Consider the following 18,147-nt stretch of genomic DNA (forward strand, 5'->3'; position numbering starts at 1 on the left):
AGTGAGGTTGGCGATCCCCCCGTGGTCGAAATTGAGCCTCTGTCATTCCCGTGGTTGGGTTTCGTGATCCCGCCCTCATCTGGCTGTCACTCAATGGGCAAAATCGAGAATTGCAAAAATCGACTTTGGGTAATTTGAATTGTCGAATTTTGTGAAAGCTCCAGGAGTGCCCGGCCAGGCTCGGCGTTTTGTCTGGAAATGGCCGTGCTATCGATGTAATCGCTTGAAATTCACCTCTCCTGTGGCGAACCCTGCCTTTTTCTCCTCTCCGGCCGAGGGTGATGGTCATCAACTCTGCTGCAGCTTCGCCCGCCTAACATGGCTGCGACCACAGTGATGATGGTTTTACGGAGATGATAATGATGAAAACACCTAAGGCACCCTTGGCGCTGCTGATTGCGTCAGCCCTGATGATGGGCGGTTGCGGGGATGGCGAAGATGGCAAGGATGGCCAGCCCGGCCAAACTGGTCAACCGGGCAACCCCGGCGAGCCGGGCAGCGTTGGTCTGCATATCGATATGGCCGGGGAGGCCATCGCACAGATCAAGGGCGCAACCTACCAGGACGGCATTATTGCCGTCGAATTTGAGTTGACCAATTCACAGGGCGTCGGCCTGTTTGGACTGGATGGAAACAACCCCTTTCACGACTTCCGCTTTTCCCTGGCGCAACTGGAAGTGGATGGCGATCTGAAGCGGTGGCAGTCGCTGCTCAATGAGACCACCAACGATGCTGGCACCACCTTTGAACAGGGGTTTGAGAAGCTGAAGGATTGTCCTAAGTGCCTGACGGACAACAATGACGGCAGCTACAGCTACAGGTTCCACACAGACCTGCTGCAGTGGCAGGACCCGGCGGGTGTCGCTTTTGATCCGGCGCTGACTCAGCGTCTGGCCATTGAGATGCAGTTTGAGTACGACTCCGGCCATGAGTTGGCGGAGAATGCTCACTATGACTGGATTCCGGCCAGTGGCGGTCAGGAGGGGGTGGAGACCCGTGAGCTGGTGACCATGGAAACCTGCTATACCTGCCACCAGCCCGACAGCCTCAAGGCTCACGGCGGACGGCGCCTGGATCTGGAGAACTGCCAAGCCTGCCACAACGGCCTGGTGTCCGATCCCGAAGGGGTCTCGGTGGAGCTCGGGCATATGGTGCACGCCATCCATATGGGGCCTGAGCGTCAGGGTAAGGATGAGCAGGGCACAGTCGTCCCCATGCCCTATACCATCGCTGGCTATCACGGCCCTCACGCCTTTGACTACCCCGCCTTTCCCACCAAGCCCTTTATGGACTGCAGCGTCTGCCACACCGAGGATGACTCCCTGGCCGATTCGGAGTTGTGGTTGAAAGATGCCAATGCCAATGCCTGTATTGGCTGTCATACCGACAGCCCGGTGCAGCATAACTCCGCCAAAAGCCCCGAGCTGGCCTGTACCGACTGTCACAGCGGCGTAGACCACCGCAAGCATGGCGCGCCCTACGAGGCGGCGGCAGGTTATGCGGTAAGCGTCTCCAACATTGAGATCAATGCCGACCATCTGCTGGAGTTGGATCTGCAGGTCACCGACGCCGAGGGCGGCCTGGTGAGCATCGATGAGATCTACCAGCAGGGCTACTCCAACCCCTATGTGGTGGTGAGCTGGGACGTGGAGAGGGACTACCCTGAGCAATTGGTGACCCTGGAGGGAGAGGGGTTCAGCGAGGGCACCACCTATGAGCACCGCCGCTTCAGCCTCAAAGGGGATGGCTCCACCACCTATGCCGACGGAACCTTCCACCTGACCACCGAGAAGGTCAAGCGGGGCATCACCTACACCCTGGATCTGCCCGCAGACATCGCCCAGAGGACCCTGGAGATCCTGCCCCTGGTCAAGGTGTGCTTCGAGGAGAACAGCCCGGTCCGCACCGATTGCAGCAACGAGGGGGCCTACCCTGCCTATGTGCAGAGCGAGCCTGTGCGCACCATCCTGGCCGATGGTGACGCCCAGGTGCCTGAGCGTCGCGCCATCATCGATGAGGCCAGCTGCTTCGGCTGCCACTCCAAGGAGTTCTACCATGACTCCAATGGCGCCAATTGCATCGCTTGTCACACCAACGACAAGAAACTGGTGGACGTGGAGGTGGACCATCAGCCCACAGGCTATCTGAAGCCCTCCAGCTTCATGTACAAGGCCCACAAGGCGAAGGGCCATGACAATGGCCATGGTGGCAGCGGTACCCTGCTCAAGACCGACTGCCTGACCTGCCACTCCGCCGAGCAGGGGTGGGGCGGGCTCGACTATGGCTTCGAACTGGGGCGCAACGCCGGCAGCGCCCTGGCGGTACCCAGTACCGTCAAGGAGAAGGATGTGGCCGAGACCTGGTACGCCTCTCCAGACGTGGGTGCCTGCATGAGTTGCCACCAGAAGTACCTGTCGGACGCGGCCATGTCGCACATGATCAGCAATGGCGGCTACTTCGGTGACGACAAGGCCCAGGCTCAGGCGGCTCAGGAAGCCTGTGCCGTGTGCCACACCCCTGACAAGGTGATGGCCCACCATGGGCATAAACTGTAAGTATCATCATTACTTTCAATGACCCAAAGCGCCCGTCAGGGCGCTTTTTTTCTGTGCACGAAAAAGACCGCCCGGTGGGCGGCCCTCTTGTCGGTAGGCTCTAGTAGTGCCAGGGGAACTTACCGAAGTCCTGGTCGCGCTTCTCCAGGAAGGCGTCGCGACCCTCCTGGGCCTCCTCGGTGCCGTAGGCCAGGCGGGTGGCTTCGCCGGCGAACAGCTGCTGGCCCACCAGGCCGTCATCGGGCAGGTTAAAGCCGTATTTGAGCATGCGCATGGCTGTGGGGGATTTGGAGTTGATCTCTCTGGCCCAGCGCAGCGCTTCGGTTTCCAGTTCGACGTGGGGGACGGACTTGTTCACCATTCCCATCTGGAAGGCTTCTTCGGCACTGTAGTTGAAACCACAAAAGAAGATCTCCCGGGCGCGTTTCTGGCCAATCATCTTGGCCAGGTAGGCGGATCCGTAGCCGGAGTCGAAGCTGGCCACATCGGGATCGGTTTGCTTGAACACCGCATGCTCCTGGGAGGCCAGGGTCAGGTCACACACCACGTGCAGGCTGTGACCGCCGCCGACGGCCCAGCCGGGTACCACGGCGATCACCACCTTGGGCATAAAGCGGATCAGGCGTTGAACCTCGAGGATATGCAGGCGGCCCATGCGGGCCAGGTCGGCCTTGCCCTTCTCTTCGCCCTCATACTTGTAGCCATCCTTGCCGCGGATGCGCTGGTCGCCGCCGGAGGAGAAGGACCACTGCCCCTTGGCGGAGGGGCCGTTGCCGGTCAGTAGCACGCAGCCTACGTCGGACCACTGGCGGGCGTGGTCCAGGGCCAGGTAGAGCTCATCCACCGTCTTGGGGCGGAAGGCGTTCAGGCAGTCGGGGCGATTGAAGGCGATGCGCACCGTGCCCTGATCCTTGGCCCTGTGATAGGTGATGTCCTCGAAGTCGAACCCTTCCACCTCCTCCCACAGGGAGGGATCGAAGATGTCAGATACCGCGTTGCTCATAGGGGATTCCTTGTATTTGTGTTGGCCAAAAGGCTAGGTCGAATGCCCAGCCCGGTCAATGGCTCCGTTGTTGGGGAGTGATCCCTGTTGTCGGATCAGGGCACGCAGCAGTGGCAGGTCGGCCGGTGCCAGGGTCTGCAGTTCTATGTCACCGGGCTCTACCCACAGGTAGCGGTCATGGCTGCCGGTCAGGGTGATCGCCTGGGGATGCCACCGGCAATGGTAGCCGTGCAGCCTGACCCCCTTGTTGCCGTAGTGGTGCTCCGAGGTGCCCAGGTGGTGGCCAATCTCCAGATCGAGGCACAACTCCTCCTTCAACTCCCTGGCGAGTGCCTGGGGCAGGGTCTCCCCCGGTTCGCACTTGCCGCCGGGAAACTCCCACAGCCCCCCCTGGCTTCCGTTGGGGTGGCGGCGGCACAGCAGCAGCTTGTCTCCATCGACAATCAGGGCACAGGCGACTTCCAGCATGGGGGCTCCATCGACTCGGGGAGGCTTAAGTGTGCGGATTCCGGCACCGATTGCAAGGGCAGGACGTTTTCTGCCGGTCAAAGCTGAGATACACTTTTGTACTGGATTCAATAGCCTCGATTGGAGGCTGAGTAAGGAGTGCTCGTTTTATGCCAAGAGAGGAGATGGATCTGAGCCGGTCCTGGCTCAAGGGCTGGATCGCCCTCATCTACCTGCCGCTGGGGATTCAGATGATGTTCTGGATGATGGCCCTGGGGCGAGTGGATTTCAGCCTGCCAGGCTCCCTGGGCGCCGTGCCTATGACCCTGGTGAGCTACTATGTCTCCACCACCATACTGCTCTATCCGGCGTTCTATCTCTATGGGCTGTTCTTCTCTCTGCACCAGAACCGCTGCGGCCTGGCGGCGCACAAGGTGATGCTGGCCAGCCTGATCCCCTTTCTCAGTGCCGCGCCCTATCTGCTGGTGGGTGAGATAGGCGCTTATTTTTCGGGACACTGAGGCGCAACAACGGAGTTGGATCACACTGTGGCCAGTGGCCGATTAACGCTCCCCCTTGCTGGGTTTAGACTGCGGATCACCCCCTCCGGCGTCTGTTGTCCGGTCGGGGGTGTTTTTTGGGCCTGGGATGGCGCCAGCCGATCGAGGAGTCGTTTGCTTCGGCGTCGAGCGCAAACCCTGTCGACAGGTTCACGCCAGGCCGGCCCGCAGGACGCCAACGTCAGCACACTCAGGGTGAGCGACTCTCACTTTCACTCCTGTGTCAGGCGAAGTCCGGCGCAACATTGATCGCGAAAGATCCGCACTCCCACAATCCGAGGTTTCCATGGACGCCACCATCGCCACCATAGTCAGTGCTCAACTGGTCAACCAGGATGTGTATCACATCCGTCTCCGTCCTCACCTCCCCATGGCGGCCGTTGCCGGCCAGTATGTGGAGATCTGCCTGGACAATGGCTGGTGTGTGCCCTACTCCATGGCCAACGATCCCCAGCCTGGGGGCGAACTCGAGCTCTATATTCAGCATTTTCCCGAAGGGAGGGCCTGCGATCAGGTGATTCGCGCTCTGACCGGCCGCAAGGAGGTGCCTATCCTGGTGGATGGCCGGGTTGCCTATGCGCCCGAGTGGGACAAGGATCCGCTGATCCTGCTCAGTGCCGGCTGTGGCATCAGTCAGTCCCGCAGCATTATCGAGCACCGGCTGGCCGGCACCAGTGCCCAGCCGGTCTATCTGTGCTGGGGGGGGCGTGATGATCAGGAGCTGTTTGAGCTGCCGCAACTGCAGTCGTGGCTGAACGATCGCCGCTTTATGGCGGATCTGACCCTGGAAAGCCCACTTCAGGGTTGGGGCAACGCCCGGGGCTATGTGGTCGATGTGGCCTTGCAGCGCCTTGCCTGGATGACCGAGCTGGAGCGGAAGCGGGCCAGGGTGGTGCTGACCGGCTCACCGGCCATGGTGAACGCCTCCATCGCCCGCCTGGTACAGGCCGGTTTCTGTCGTGATCGGCTGCTGGCGGATCAGGACTACTACTCGCCCCGCACCTTGACGCCGTTGACGGTGGAGCCGGTAACGGCCTGAGGGAACAGAGATCGGCAGCAAGGGGCGCATCGGCGCCCCTTTCCTGTTTTCCTGTCAAATGGCCGAAGCCGTGCCACACTTTATCTCACAGGCTGAGGTAAATTGATGACTCTGAAAAGGTTGGCATTACTGCTGTCGATGGTGCTGATATTGGTGTTGGTGGCCAGTTACTGGCTTATCCGGATGCTGGTGATCATTCCTATCCTTGAGCGGGAGGTGGCTTCGCTGCAGTGGCATGAAACCCTGGCGGTGCGCCAGTACTTTTCCCAGCAGCAGATGCTGCTGTCGGATCTGGCGATCTCCCCGGGGTACGACCACTGGGCCAAATCGGTGCTCGAGGGGGGGGACGCAACCTCTCGCTTGACCCGGGGCGCCGAGGTGGCCATGGCCTTCGGCCCGGATCTGTCGCTGCGCAGTTTCCTGGCTCACGACTCCCGGGAGCCTGACCACTTTCCCATTCTGGTGGGCGAGGCCGCCTATCAGCGCGCCAGGCTGATGCCCACCATGCTGCCGGAGCGGGAGATGGTCAAGACCGGCCTGCTGTGGCTCGGCGGTAACCTCTACAGTTACAGCGCCTCTACCGTCTGCAGTCTGAACAAGCTGGGATGCACCCTGGGCTACCTGTTGCTGCTGAAGCCGATGCCGGTCAGCGAGGTGGAGAGCAACTTCACCAGGCTGGGGATACGGGTGACCGCCCGCCCAGCCCGCTCGGAGGATCTGGCTCTGCCGAGGTTGATGAACCTGACCGGCCTGGATGAGCCGGTTCGCCAGCGGGATCTCCTTATCCGTGACAGCCTGTCACAGGGAGCCTGGGTCCTCTCCATCGTCTACTCGGCCCAGGTTCAGCATGGGGTGGAGCGGCGAGAGTGGATCGCCTTCGTCCTGCTGTTGCTGCTGCTGCCCACCACCAACTTCCTACTGTGGCGCATCTTCGTCACCCCCATCGAGTTCGGCAGTGACCAGCTGCTGCAGATGGAGAGGGAGCGTCAATACCGCAAGCTGACGGTCAACATGTATGTGAAGGAGTTCCAGCACCTGGTGAACGCCTTCAATGGCTTGATCGGCCGGGTGGAGAAGCAGCGCCAGCAGTTGCAGGATCTCAGCCAGACCGATTCACTCACCGGCCTGGCCAACCGTCGCGGGATGGACCATTTTGCCGTGCGGGAGTGGCGCCGCCTGTGCCGGGCCAGGTATGGTGGAGCGGTGATGATGCTGGATATCGATGACTTCAAAGCCTACAACGATGAGTTTGGCCATCAGGCCGGAGACGACTGCCTGGTGTGTGTGGCCAGGGAGCTCAAGCGGGTAGCCCGCCGTGGTGAGGATATCGCCTGCCGCTATGGAGGAGAAGAGTTCTGCACCATCTATGTGGAGGTTCAGCCGGAGACGGTGGAGAAGTTGGCGGAGAGCCTCAGGAGGCACATCGAAAAACTGCACAAGTCCACCGCCCTGCTCAAGCGGCCCATCAGCGCCAGCATCGGAGTGGCCCTGGTGGAGCCAGGAGTGGATCTGGTCAAGCAGTTCCACGACTTTGACCAGCTGGTGCGCATCGCCGATCAGCAGCTTTACCTGGCCAAGCAGAACGGCAAGAACCAGGTGAGGATGTGGCGGCTGTCTACAGCCGCCACGGAGAAGCCGGCTTAGAGAGACAGCCGGTCGGCGCTGCGCTCAGCCGAGGGTGGCTTGAGGTAGTGGGAGAAGCGCATGGTGTAGCCGCAGCTCAGTGGCTGAGTCGCCTGATCCACGCAGATGATCCCCGGCTGGTGATCCAGCTGCAACTGCTGGTTGAAGCTGATCAGATCATAGCTGTCCGGCTGCAGTGTTTTCAGCAGGGCATTGAGTACCAGGGCTGCGGCCTCACCCTCGAGGTTGGTCTCGAAGCTGACGTAGGAGCTGTTTTCCTGGGGAGTAATGTGCATGGTGGCGTAGCGGTCACCCTTGATGGCGTTCATCGAGTAGCCAAAGGGCTCGAACAGGAAGTCATCCAGCAGGAAGCCGGGCAGCAGCGCTTCCCAGTTCAGGCGCTGGCGAATTCCCTCCAGGGTCTGGTTGTCGCTGCGCAGGTACTGGGCGGTGTCACCATTGATGTGGTACATCAGCAGCTCCAGGGTCGCATCGTCCTCTCGGGGCTGGTATGGCCTGTCCAGGTGGTAGATGTAGTTATGGTGCCCATCCAGGTACCCCAGCTGATAGCCCACGCCCTCGATCTGCTGCTGCAGAGCCGTGACGTCCTGCTCGAAGGAGCTCTTCTGCAGGTGGGACTGGTATTCGTTCTTGCGCTGGTAGCTGAGCATGGCCAGGCTATCGGCGGGGAACTGCTCCAGGAAGCTGACCACGGCGTCCATCAGGGTAGTGGTGCCGCAGGTGAGCATCAGGAAGCGATCTTCCCAGACGAACAGGCTGGATTCACTCAGCAGGTAGGCGTCGCACTCCTCGTTGTGCACGGAGGAGAGGATGGTGGCGTTGGCCTTGGCAACGACCTGCTGCCAGTATTCGCGTTCCAATTGTCTGAGAGAAGGCTGACCCGGCTGGAGAACCACCTCGATCTTCTTCTCAGACCCTTCGAAAAAAAGCATGATTTGCTCTAACTCCTGTTGAAGGTCGGGCCCGTTACACTCTTGATTCGCGGCCCTGATTATCGGTTTAGCAGATAATGCTCTGCTTCCCCTCAACAAGTTTGGTGGCTCTGGGTCCGCCAGATCCCGGAAACCGGGCTAAAAGCGCTTTGTGAGCCACCTCCCCATCGGTCGGCCCGTGACGTGAGCCCCCTGGGGTTGCCCATTTTTTACGCCGTTTCTCGAGCCGGAGCTGGATTATACACAAAATCTCAACCAGGCCCAGAACCCTGTCTCAGGAGGCGGGAATCTTGGGTGAATCCTGAGTGCGCCAATCCCAGCCACCTGTGCTATCGACTCGTCCGCAGTTCTAGGCTCACTTGACCAACATCCCGCTCCATTTGGCGCCCGGCGGACCGGCCTGGTGACCGTCACTCGGCGCCGTTTCATGGTCAGCTGGAGCCACTGTGTCCACAGTCGTCTCCTTGAATGACCACCGTCCTCCTTGATGAAATTCTCATCACCACGGGTCAACACCTCCTACACTTACAGGCAAACGGGAAAAAGCGGCGGCCCTGGGGCCGCCGCCGTTGTCTCTGCAGCGAGAACAGCAGGTTGATAGGGAGGTTGCTATGGTCGAAAAGTGCCTATGGATGGCGATAGCGTTGGCGATCAGTGCCTCTGCCATGGCGCAGACCGAGGCGATGGAACTGATCAGTGATCGCTGCCAGGAGAGGGAGTGTCAACTGTTGTGGACCTACCAGGGGCGTTACGCTGCCACCGCCGAGCAGCTTCTGGAACTCTACCGGCGCGGAGAGCGTTATGGCCGGGGCGCCATCACCCTGGAGGAGGATATCGTCAGCCACACCCTGCTGATGCGGATCGAACGTCCTCCCCGGGCCGAGCCTGTGGAGCTCAGCGAGAGGGAGCAGCCCGCTCCATCTGGCACTGGGCGACGATGAACTCCCGCAGCCAGCGGTGAGCCGGATCGGCGGACAGGTGGGCGGGCCAGCCCATCAGGTTGCTCAGCGGCTCCATCTGCAGCGGCAGAGGCAACTGCACCAAGTGGTGACTCTCCGATATCCGATCGGCAAAGCTGCGGGTGCAGGTAAAGGCCAGATCGCTGTGCTGGCACAGCAGGGCCGCCGAGTAGAAGTCGGAGGTGCGCATGGAGGCGATGAGCTGATGGCCGGTTTCCGCCAGCACCTGATCCAGCAGCCAGGCGTCGGATCCCTCACACTCGATCTTCAGGTGGGACAGGCCCACGTACTGCTCCAGGCTCCACTCCCTGGTTAGTACCGGGTGATTGTCGTGCACCAGGCAGACATGGTCATCCCGGCTCAGCTCCACGTACTCCAGGTTTTTCGGCAGGCTGCTGACGTGGAAGGGGTGGGGGGCCCGGGTATCATTGTCCCTGGGAAAGATCGCCAGGTCCACTTCACCTTTGCCCAACATCGGCAGTCCCACTGCCTCCCAGCTCTTGGTCTCCAGCATGATGCCGGGTGCGGCGCTCATCATCGGCCCGAGGAACCGGGTGAGCAGAGTGGCGAAGCAGGTCTCGGTCAGGGCCAGGCGAAAGCGCCGCTGGCTGGTGGCAGGATCAAACCCCTGGGGCTCCAGCATCTCATCGGCCATGGCCAGCCAGGTTCGTACTTGAGGCTCCAGGGAGCGAGCCCTGGGGGTGGGGGTAAGCCCCTTGGGGTGACGGATAAACAGAGGGTCCGCCAACTGCTGGCGCAGCCTGGCCAGTTGCTTGCTGACCGCCGACTGGGTCAGGCACAGTTTCTCGGCAGTGCGGGAGACACTGAGCTCCTCCAGCAGGGTCAGCAGGATTCTGAGCAGATTCAGGTCGGTATGGCGGATCATGATATTCCTATTTGGACTATCAGGTTAGGATGATAAGTCATTTTATTTCATATCTGGCGTTGCCTACAATAGACGCATCGACGTTTAAGGAGTAGTCATGCGTTTAACCAACCCTCTGCCGCTGTTCATGATGATGGTGCTGTTTTCACCCCTGGCCATCGACATCTTCCTCCCCGCCATTCCCCAGATGGCCGAGGCGTTGTCGGTACCTGTGTCCTGGGTGCAACAGAGCCTGCCCATGTTCATGCTCTCCTTCGGCATAGGGCAACTGCTGGCCGGTCCCCTGGCGGATCGCTACGGCCGCAGACCGGTGGCGCTGACTGGAACCCTGCTCTACATCCTGACCTCCTCCATGGCAGCCCTGGCCTCCGATTATGCCCTGCTGATGGCGGCCCGACTGGGCCAGGGCTTCTCTGCCTGTGCCCTGTCCGTGGCAGCTTTTGCCGGTGTGCGTGACTTCTTTGGTGCCGAGCGCTCCAAGCCGATGTTCAGCTATCTGAACGGCGTCATCTGTATCGTCCCGGCGGCAGCCCCCCTGTTGGGTGGCCTCTTGACCCACTGGTGGGGCTGGACCGCCAACTTCTGGTTTATGGCCGGTTATGGCGTGCTGGTCAGTGCCGTACTTTGGCTGATGTTGCCCGAGACCCGCCCCGACAACACCCGCAGCGAAGGCAGGCTGCTCTCCTGGAGTCGCTATGCCAGTGTGCTTGAGGTGGAAACGTTTCGCTTCCATGCGGTGCTGGCGCTGCTGGGGATGGCGATGATCATCGGCTATGTGGCTCAGTCGCCCACCAGGCTGATGGTGGAACTGGGGCTGGATGCCCGCAGCTATGCCATCTGGTTCGGAGTCAATGCGGTGATCAATATCATGGCGGCTTTTGCTGCCCCCAAGGTGGTGGGGTGGATGGGCCAGAAACGAGCCCTGTGGTTTGGTGTGGTGCTGATGGCCCTGGCGGGCATGGCGGAGTTTGCCCTGCGCGGCCTGATGACGCCCATCGCCTTTATGGGGCCGGTGTTCGTCGCCTCTGTGGCCTTCTCCTTCCTGATTGCCATCTGTGCCGGTAGCGCCCTGGCTCCCTTCGGTGATCGTGCCGGTACCGCTTCCGCCCTGCTGGGGCTGTTCCAGATGACCGGCGCCGCCATCGTGGTGGGCCTGTTCGGTGCCAGCGGCCTGAGCGCGGTGGAGCAGCTGTCGCTGATGATGGCCCTGCCCCTGGTCTGGGTTCTGCTGCGTGGCCGCCGTCAGCAGCTGGAGCCGCAGCCGGAAGCGGCCTGACAGGAATCATAAAAAAACGGCGCCATCGGGCGCCGTTTGTTCTTTCCGGTTCCGTCCTCAGCGGGACTTCACATAGGGCACACCCACAGACTTGGGGGCTACCGAACGACCGATGAAGCCGGCCAGCAGCAGTACAGTCAGGATGTAGGGCAGTACCTCGATGGCCTGAACCGGCACCTCGCCCACGCCGGGCAGGGACACACCCTGCAGGCGGATGGCGACCGCGTCCAGGAAGCCGAACAGCAGACAGCCCAGCATCACGGTCAGAGGACGCCACTTACCGAAGATCAGCGCCGCCAGGGCGATAAAGCCCTTACCGGCACTCATGTTCGGCACGAAGCCGGCGTTCTGACCGGTGGACAGGTAGGCTCCGGCGATGCCGCAGAGGATGCCGGCGATGATCAGGGCACGGTAGCGCAGCCAGGCCACGGAGATACCGGCGGTGTCCACCGCGTGGGGGTTTTCACCCACGGCACGCAGGCGCAGGCCGAAGCGGGTCCGGTACAGGATCCACCAGCACACAGGCACCAGGGCGAAGGCGCCGTACACCAGCAGGTTGTGTCCGGAGAGCAGGGTCGAATAGAGACCGCCAATCAGGGGCACGTCAGCCAGGGCATCGGCAAAGGGGAAGGTGATGGGGTTGAAGCGCTGATCATCGGTCAGGGTCGGTGTCTGACCACCCAGGCCGAACCAGTAACGGCCCAGGGTGATGGTCAGGCCTGCAGCCAAAATGTTGATGGCCACACCGGACACCACCTGGTCACCATTGTGGGTGACAGAGGCGAAGGCGTGGATCAGCGCCATGAAGATGCCCACCAGGATGGCGGCCAGCAGGCCCAGCCATACGCTGCCGGTGGCGGTGGCGGTGGCGGCCGCGGCGAAGGCGGCTGCCAGCATCTTACCCTCTAGGGCGATGTTGACCACGCCGGAGCGCTCGGAGAACATGCCGGCCATGGCGGCCAGCAGCAGAGGGGTGGACACCCGCAGGGTGGCGTCGAGGATCAGGATAATATTCTCGTACATGGCTTAGGCCTCCGCAGTCTGCTTTTTGCTGGATGAAACAGCGGCGAAGAACTTCTCCAGGTAGGGCTTGAGCATGTACTCAAGGGCACCACAGAAGAGGATCACCAGGGCCTGAACCACCACCACGATGTTACGGTCCAGCTCAGGGTATTCGAACGCCAGCTCGGCCCCCCCCTGGAACAGCAGGCCGAACAGGATGGATGCCAGGATGATGCCTACGGGGTGACCACGACCCATCAGCGCCACGGCGATACCGGTAAAGCCGTAGCCGGCCACGAAGTCCAGCTTGATTTGACCGGAGTAGCCCTGTACCTCGTTGATGCCTACCAGGCCGGCCATGGCGCCGGAGATCAGCATGACGATAACGGTCAGCTTCTTGGGGTCAATACCGCCGTAGCGGGCTGCGGTCGGATTGCTGCCCATGGCGCGGATGGCAAAGCCCCAGCGGGTGTGCCACAGCAGAACCCACAGGAAGAAGCCGGTCAGCAGGGCGATGATGAACGCCAGGTTCAGCGGAGATTCTTCGATGGTGATGCCAAACCAGCCCATGATCTCATGCATGAAGGGCAGCTGGGCACTCTGTTCAAACACGCGGGAAACCGGTGCCATCTGGCCGTCCAGTTTCAGCACGTTCACCATCAGGTACACCATCAGCGAGGATGCGATGAAGTTGAACATGATGGTGGTGATCACGATGTGAGAACCGCGGTAGGCCTGCAGGTAGCCGGGGATCAGTGCCCACAGGGCACCGAACACCATGCCGGAGAGCATGGTGATGGGCAGCAGGGCCCAGAAGGGCAGGGCAGAGTCCAGGGCCAGACAGGCCAGACCCACGCCCAGGCCACCGATGTAGGCCTGACCCTCACCACCAATGTTGAACAGCCCGGCGGAGAACGCCAGGGCCACACACAGGCCGGTGAAGATAAAGTTGGTGGCGTAGAACAGGGTGTAACCAATACCCTCTTCGTAGCCCAGGGCACCGTAGATCATCACCTCGGCGGCTTCGACAGGGTCGATGCCAATAAACATGAATACCAAGGCGGATACGGCGAACGCCAGGGTGACGTTCAACAACGGCAGCAGGCCTACATTGGCCCACGCCGGCATTTTGGAGTCGCTCACGCTGCATCTCCTTCGGCCACTCTGGCCTGTTTCAATTCATCTGGAATAACGTTGGCCATCATCATGCCCAGAATCCGTTCATTGGCCTTGTCAGCCTGGACTTCGCCCACCACCTGTCCGTCAAACATCACGATGATGCGGTCGGACAGGGAGAGGATCTCATCCAGCTCGACGGAGACAAGCAGCACGCCCTTGCCTTCGTCGCGCAGCTCGATAAGGCGCTTGTGAATGAATTCGATGGCACCGATGTCCACACCACGGGTAGGCTGACCCACCAGCAGAACGTCCGGGTTCTGATCCACCTCACGGGCGATGATCAGCTTCTGCTGGTTACCTCCGGAGAACAGAGAACTGCGCAGATTGGGGTTGCGCGGCCGCACATCCCACTCATCCATCAGGCGCTTACACTCAGACTCAATGACCCCTGTCTTGGTAAGAACCTTGCCGTTGTACTTCTCTTGCTCGTGGTAGCCCAGAAGGGCGGACTCTTTGGCGGTGAAGGGCTTGACCAGACCCATGGCCAAACGATCTTCAGGTACGTGCGCCACACCCATCTCCCGCACTGCGGCAGGATCGCTGGGGGCTTCTGCAGAGATAGTGGTGTCGCCGATAACCACCTTGCCGCTGGTGGGGGTGAGTAAGCCGCTTAACACCTCCATCAGCTCGGACTGGCCGTTGCCGGATACACCTGCGATACCCACGACCTCACCGGCCTTGAGTTCGATATTGACGCTCTTGAGCAGCTCTACGCCGCGGCTGTCCACCACGCGCAGATCCTCGGTCTTGAGCAGGATCTGCTTGGGCTTGGCTTCCTCTTTGTCCACCTTCAGGCGCACCTTGCGACCCACCATCAGTTCCGCCAGCTCCTCTTTGTTGGTCTCCTTGGTGACCACGTGAGAGACCATGGCGCCCTGACGCATCACCGATACATTGTCGGTGGCGGCGAGAATTTCCCGCAGCTTGTGGGTGATTAGCAGGATGGTTACCCCTTGATCGCGCAGGGCATCGAGGATGCGGAACAGGTGATCGGTTTCCTGGGGGGTGAGCACCCCGGTGGGTTCATCCAGGATCAGGATGCGAGCCCCACGGTAGAGCGCCTTGAGGATCTCCACTCGCTGCTGCAGGCCCACGGGCAGCTCCTCAACCAGGGCGTCCAGGGGGACGTCCAGCTGATACTCCTTGGCGAGACGAGTCAGCTCTTTACGGGCTTTGGTCAGGCTCCCTGCCAGCATTGCGCCTTCCTCAGCGCCCAGGACTACGTTCTCAAGTACGGTAAAGTTGTCTACAAGCATGAAGTGCTGGTGCACCATGCCGATGCCCGCTTCGATGGCGGCCCGGGAGGTCTTGATGCTGCACTTCTTCCCATCCACCAAAATTTCGCCTTTGTCGGCTTCGTAGAAGCCGTAGATGATGTTCATCAGGGTGGATTTACCGGCGCCGTTCTCGCCGATGATGCCATGGATGGTCCCTGCGGGGACCTGAAGGTCGATATTGTTGTTGGCGTGTACATCGCCGAAACGTTTGTCGATGCCTTTTAGTTCCAGGGCGAACGGTTTTTCAGTTCGATCTGACATAGCAGAGTTCTCTTTGCTATCTGGCATGAGATGCTGGGAGGGGAAAAGCCCGGAGAGGCGGACCTCTCCGGGTTTGGAGCGGTAAGCTTAGTACTTACAGGTGTTGTCGCTCATGTAGTCGTGAACCACGATGTCGCCAGACTTGATCTTGGCGGCGATGTCGTTCAGCTGCTGCTCCATCTCGGGAGTCACCAGGGAGCGGTTGTAGTCATCCAGGGCCCAGCCTACGCCGTTCTCTTTCAGACCCAGGGCGCTGATGCCGGCGTCCCACTTGCCGTTCTGAGCGTCGGCAAACATCTCGTAGGTGGCCAGGCCAACACGCTTGACCATGGATGTCAGCATTACCCCCGGGTGCAGGTAGTTCTGGTTGGAGTCAACGCCGATGGCGAACTTGCCTTCGTCTTTGGCGGCCTGGTAAACGCCGACCCCGGTACCACCGGCGGCGGCGAACACCACGTCGGCACCCTTGGTGAACTGGGACTTGGCCAGCTCGGAGCCACGGGCGGGATCGTTCCAGGCAGCCACGGTAGAGCCGGTCATGTTCTGGTAGACCTCGGCGTCCTTGGTGACGTACTTGGCACCCTGCTCGTAGCCGCATGCGAACTTACGGATCAGAGGGATATCCATGCCGCCAACGAAGCCCAGCTTCTTGGACTCGGACTTCATCGCCGCCAGGGCGCCGACCAGGAAGGAACCTTCGTGCTCCTTGAATACGATGGACTTAACGTTGGGCAGGTCTACAACGGAGTCGATGATGACGAACTGGCTGTCGGGGTACTTCTTGGCCACCTTTTCCAGGGCGGTGCCGTACATGAAGCCGACCACGACGATGGGGTTGAAGCCACGCTTGGCCAGGCGCTCCAGGCCCTGTTCGCGCTGAGCATCGTTGGCAGGTTCAAACTCACGGATCTTCATCCCTTTGTCGTTGTTGAACTGGGTTACACCATTTTCAAAAACGGCCTGGTTGAAGGATTTGTCGTACTTACCTGTTACGTCGTAGGCCACGGCAGGTTTGAAGTCTGCTGCGCCAGCGACGAAAGATGTCAGAGCCAGAGTTACTGCGGCCGCAGTAGAGGCAATTGCTTTCATCATCGTGTCCTCGCGATTGTAGTAATTTTCTTTAAGCAACTTTTACTCAGAAAAGTTGATGTCACAGCCATATAACGACACTGCCCCGTCATCAAGCGGCGAGTATGACTTACCTTGGCTTGTGTGATGCCGGTCACGTTGTTTTTGATTGGCGGTTAAATAATCGTCGATTTTACGTTTATTTTGCTCTGAAAGTGACTGACGGAAAAAACATCGTTCGTGGTAAAATTACTAAAAAACCCCCATTTATGGTGGAGGTATTTGCGCTTTTGCCAGTTGTGTTCATGTCAATTTTGGGTGTTTAAAACGAAGTTTTACACCATGCAGTCATTACCGAGTTGATTGGGCTGGCCAGGCAATCCAGTGGTCGGTCCATTGCTACTGAGAGGTGGCCGGATGACTGAAAAGACGCTTGCGCCAGCCGCCGGCCACTCCGGTCTCAATCCAGCGTTTTGCATGGTTTCGCCACACAGGAGTGAGCCTGGGATGCTGTGCCAGCAAGCTGAGGTCGTTGCGATTGAAGGGCTGGCCATAAAGGATGGTGTTGCACCTGGCCAGGGTCAGCCTGCGGGGATCCTGCTCCACCCGCTCCAGGGGATCCGCCGGGGCGATCGCTCCCTCTTCAATGACCCTGAAGAACCAGCCGCAGCGGTGGGTCAGTTGAACCTGCAGGGCCATCTGGCTGTAGTCAAAGCGGGTATTGAGCTTATGGCAGGGGCAGCGGGGCTCGCTCACCTCAAGCAAGGTATCGCCCAGGCGGAAGCGGTCGCCGACACAGACGTCGTGTTCGCTCCAGCCATGGCCGCAGAGGTTCTCGCCGAAGGCCCCGGCCTGGAACGGGGAGGGGGAGGGCGCAAGATCCAGGCTATGCCAGTAGTGGGACCAGAACTGATAATGTTCCGCCGGGTAGTAATGAAGGGCCCGGTCCGCACCGCCATGGAACCTGGGGTCGGCCACCTCGTCTCCGGGCAGTCCCAGGGTGGTGCAGAACAGCGGGGCCGAAGCGGGCACTTTGTGGATGGCGCTGTGGCCGTCGCCAAAGGGGCGGCGGGTGCCGGTTAAAAGAATCATCTGGCCTCCTGAGCCGAGTGGCATGAAAAAGGCGCCCTGAGGCGCCTGTTCTGTTGGGCGAAGCTTACTGCTCTTCGGTGCCCATCTCCTGTTCCTCCTGGGAGGGGATGCCCAGCAGCTCCACCTCGAAGACCAGGGCGGCATTACCGGGAATGGACTGGCCGGCGCCACGCTCACCGTAGGCCAGGTCGGAGGGGATGTACAGCTCATACTTGGAACCGACGCTCATCAGCTGCAGACCCTCAGTCCAGCCCTTGATCACCCCGTTCAGGGGGAAGCTGATGGACTCGCCGCGCTTGTAGGAGGAATCGAACTCGGTGCCGTCGATCAGGGTGCCGCGGTAGTGCACCTCGACGGTGTCGGTGGCGGCAGGCTTGGCGCCTTCACCCTGGGTAATCACCTTGTACTGCAGACCGGAGTCGGTCACCTGCACGCCCTCTTTCTTGGCGTTTTCCGCCAGGAAGGCCTCACCCTCTGCCTTCACGGCGGCAGATTCGGCGGCCTCTTTGGCCTTGGCGGCTTCGGCGATCTTGCCGTCGAACGCCTGCAGCAGCTGGTTCATCTCCTCTTCGGTCAGCTTGTTGCTGCCGGCAAGGCCCGCCTTGATCCCTTCGAGAACCAGGGCACGGTCTACGGTGATCTCCAGCTCATTGAGCTGGTCCAGGCTGCTGGCCAGGTTGCCGGCGAAAGAGGCGCCGATGGCGTAGGCGATCTTCTGATCTTCGGTGGTCAGCTGTACATCGGCCTCGGGGGCCTTATCCTGACAGCCGGCCAGGGCGACGGCCGCGGCTACCAGGCCAAACTTGAAAAGAGTGCGCATTGGATTCTCCCTAAAAACATCCCATCTACTATTGGGGCTAACTGCCCTTTATGCAAGGGTTATTCATCTAAACAGGGGGTATGACCGGAGATTCGCGACAGGGTTCCCGGCAACGCCGCTCAGGAAGGGGGGATCGTCGTCAGTGGG

At 60.6% G+C, this 18,147-nt stretch carries 17 protein-coding genes; 7 read left to right on the top strand and 10 right to left on the bottom strand.

From position 1 onward, the window contains the following. The first annotated feature begins 359 nt into the window (after nt 1–359). The gene (locus FCL40_RS11185) at nt 360–2,555 is read left to right on the top strand and encodes an OmcA/MtrC family decaheme c-type cytochrome (protein WP_205729128.1); all 2,196 of its coding nucleotides are present in this window, start codon (nt 360–362) and stop codon (nt 2,553–2,555) included. A 100-nt stretch (nt 2,556–2,655) separates the two neighbouring features. On the opposite strand, the gene FCL40_RS11190 is transcribed toward FCL40_RS11185, so the two are convergent. Together FCL40_RS11190 and FCL40_RS11195 are read right to left on the bottom strand one after the other, a co-directional pair. Continuing rightward, nucleotides 2,656–3,558: a 1,4-dihydroxy-2-naphthoyl-CoA synthase gene (locus FCL40_RS11190; RefSeq protein ID WP_136853386.1), complete on the bottom strand. Its 903-nt coding sequence runs from the start codon at nt 3,556–3,558 to the stop codon at nt 2,656–2,658. A 33-nt stretch (nt 3,559–3,591) separates the two neighbouring features. Continuing rightward, a complete protein-coding gene (locus tag FCL40_RS11195; protein WP_136853387.1) occupies nt 3,592–4,026 on the bottom strand; it encodes a (deoxy)nucleoside triphosphate pyrophosphohydrolase in 435 nt (144 codons plus the stop codon). Between the two features lie 149 nt (nt 4,027–4,175). Between FCL40_RS11195 and FCL40_RS11200 the strand changes: the two genes are divergently transcribed. From FCL40_RS11200 to FCL40_RS11210, 3 genes are all read left to right on the top strand, one after another. Next, the gene (locus FCL40_RS11200; RefSeq protein ID WP_136853388.1) at nt 4,176–4,526 is read left to right on the top strand and encodes a hypothetical protein; all 351 of its coding nucleotides are present in this window, start codon (nt 4,176–4,178) and stop codon (nt 4,524–4,526) included. A 325-nt stretch (nt 4,527–4,851) separates the two neighbouring features. Next, nucleotides 4,852–5,604 carry a ferredoxin reductase domain-containing protein gene (locus FCL40_RS11205; protein WP_136853389.1) on the top strand — a complete coding sequence of 251 codons (753 nt, stop codon included), beginning with the start codon at nt 4,852–4,854 and terminating at the stop codon, nt 5,602–5,604. Between the two features lie 105 nt (nt 5,605–5,709). Beyond that, nucleotides 5,710–7,248, top strand: coding sequence for a GGDEF domain-containing protein (locus FCL40_RS11210; protein WP_136853390.1), 1,539 nt, complete (start codon nt 5,710–5,712; stop codon nt 7,246–7,248). Here the strand turns inward: FCL40_RS11210 and FCL40_RS11215 are convergent. Beyond that, nucleotides 7,245–8,180: an adenosylmethionine decarboxylase gene (locus FCL40_RS11215; RefSeq protein ID WP_136853391.1), complete on the bottom strand. Its 936-nt coding sequence runs from the start codon at nt 8,178–8,180 to the stop codon at nt 7,245–7,247. The two genes, FCL40_RS11210 and FCL40_RS11215, sit on opposite strands and share 4 nt — an antisense overlap. A 611-nt stretch (nt 8,181–8,791) precedes the next feature. Here FCL40_RS11215 and FCL40_RS11220 point away from each other — a divergent pair. Beyond that, entirely contained in the window at nt 8,792–9,121 is a 330-nt protein-coding gene (locus tag FCL40_RS11220; protein ID WP_136853392.1) for a hypothetical protein, read from the top strand. Here FCL40_RS11220 and FCL40_RS11225 read toward each other — a convergent pair. Continuing rightward, a complete protein-coding gene (locus tag FCL40_RS11225; protein WP_136853393.1) occupies nt 9,075–10,025 on the bottom strand; it encodes a LysR family transcriptional regulator in 951 nt (316 codons plus the stop codon). The genes FCL40_RS11220 and FCL40_RS11225 overlap by 47 nt on opposite strands. Nucleotides 10,026–10,122: 97 nt before the next feature. On the opposite strand from FCL40_RS11225, the gene FCL40_RS11230 reads away from it, so the two are divergent. Then, nucleotides 10,123–11,301, top strand: a complete 1,179-nt coding sequence (locus tag FCL40_RS11230; protein WP_136853394.1) for a multidrug effflux MFS transporter — start codon at nt 10,123–10,125, stop codon at nt 11,299–11,301. Between the two features lie 57 nt (nt 11,302–11,358). Here the strand turns inward: FCL40_RS11230 and FCL40_RS11235 are convergent, their stop codons facing one another. The 4 genes from FCL40_RS11235 to FCL40_RS11250 all read right to left on the bottom strand — a co-directional run bounded on the left by FCL40_RS11235 (nt 11,359) and on the right by FCL40_RS11250 (nt 16,112). After that, the gene (locus FCL40_RS11235) at nt 11,359–12,324 is read right to left on the bottom strand and encodes an ABC transporter permease (RefSeq protein ID WP_136853395.1); all 966 of its coding nucleotides are present in this window, start codon (nt 12,322–12,324) and stop codon (nt 11,359–11,361) included. Nucleotides 12,325–12,327: 3 nt separating this feature from the next. Next, the gene (locus FCL40_RS11240; protein WP_136853396.1) at nt 12,328–13,446 is read right to left on the bottom strand and encodes an ABC transporter permease; all 1,119 of its coding nucleotides are present in this window, start codon (nt 13,444–13,446) and stop codon (nt 12,328–12,330) included. Beyond that, nucleotides 13,443–15,020, bottom strand: a complete 1,578-nt coding sequence (locus tag FCL40_RS11245) for an ABC transporter ATP-binding protein (protein WP_136853397.1) — start codon at nt 15,018–15,020, stop codon at nt 13,443–13,445. Before FCL40_RS11245 ends, FCL40_RS11240 begins: the two co-directional genes overlap by 4 nt. 87 nt (nt 15,021–15,107) lie before the next feature. After that, a complete protein-coding gene (locus FCL40_RS11250; protein ID WP_136853398.1) occupies nt 15,108–16,112 on the bottom strand; it encodes a BMP family lipoprotein in 1,005 nt (334 codons plus the stop codon). A 101-nt stretch (nt 16,113–16,213) separates the two neighbouring features. On the opposite strand from FCL40_RS11250, the gene FCL40_RS11255 reads away from it, so the two are divergent. Continuing rightward, nucleotides 16,214–16,414: a hypothetical protein gene (locus FCL40_RS11255; protein WP_136853399.1), complete on the top strand. Its 201-nt coding sequence runs from the start codon at nt 16,214–16,216 to the stop codon at nt 16,412–16,414. 73 nt (nt 16,415–16,487) lie between these two features. Here the strand turns inward: FCL40_RS11255 and FCL40_RS11260 are convergent, their stop codons facing one another. Then, the gene (locus FCL40_RS11260) at nt 16,488–17,180 is read right to left on the bottom strand and encodes an MOSC domain-containing protein (RefSeq protein ID WP_136853400.1); all 693 of its coding nucleotides are present in this window, start codon (nt 17,178–17,180) and stop codon (nt 16,488–16,490) included. 64 nt (nt 17,181–17,244) lie between these two features. Further along, nucleotides 17,245–18,000, bottom strand: a complete 756-nt coding sequence (gene fkpA, locus FCL40_RS11265; RefSeq protein ID WP_136853401.1) for an FKBP-type peptidyl-prolyl cis-trans isomerase — start codon at nt 17,998–18,000, stop codon at nt 17,245–17,247. Nucleotides 18,001–18,147 lie beyond the last annotated feature (147 nt).

Source organism: Ferrimonas sediminicola, assembly GCF_005116715.1.
GTDB lineage: Bacteria > Pseudomonadota > Gammaproteobacteria > Enterobacterales > Shewanellaceae > Ferrimonas > Ferrimonas sediminicola.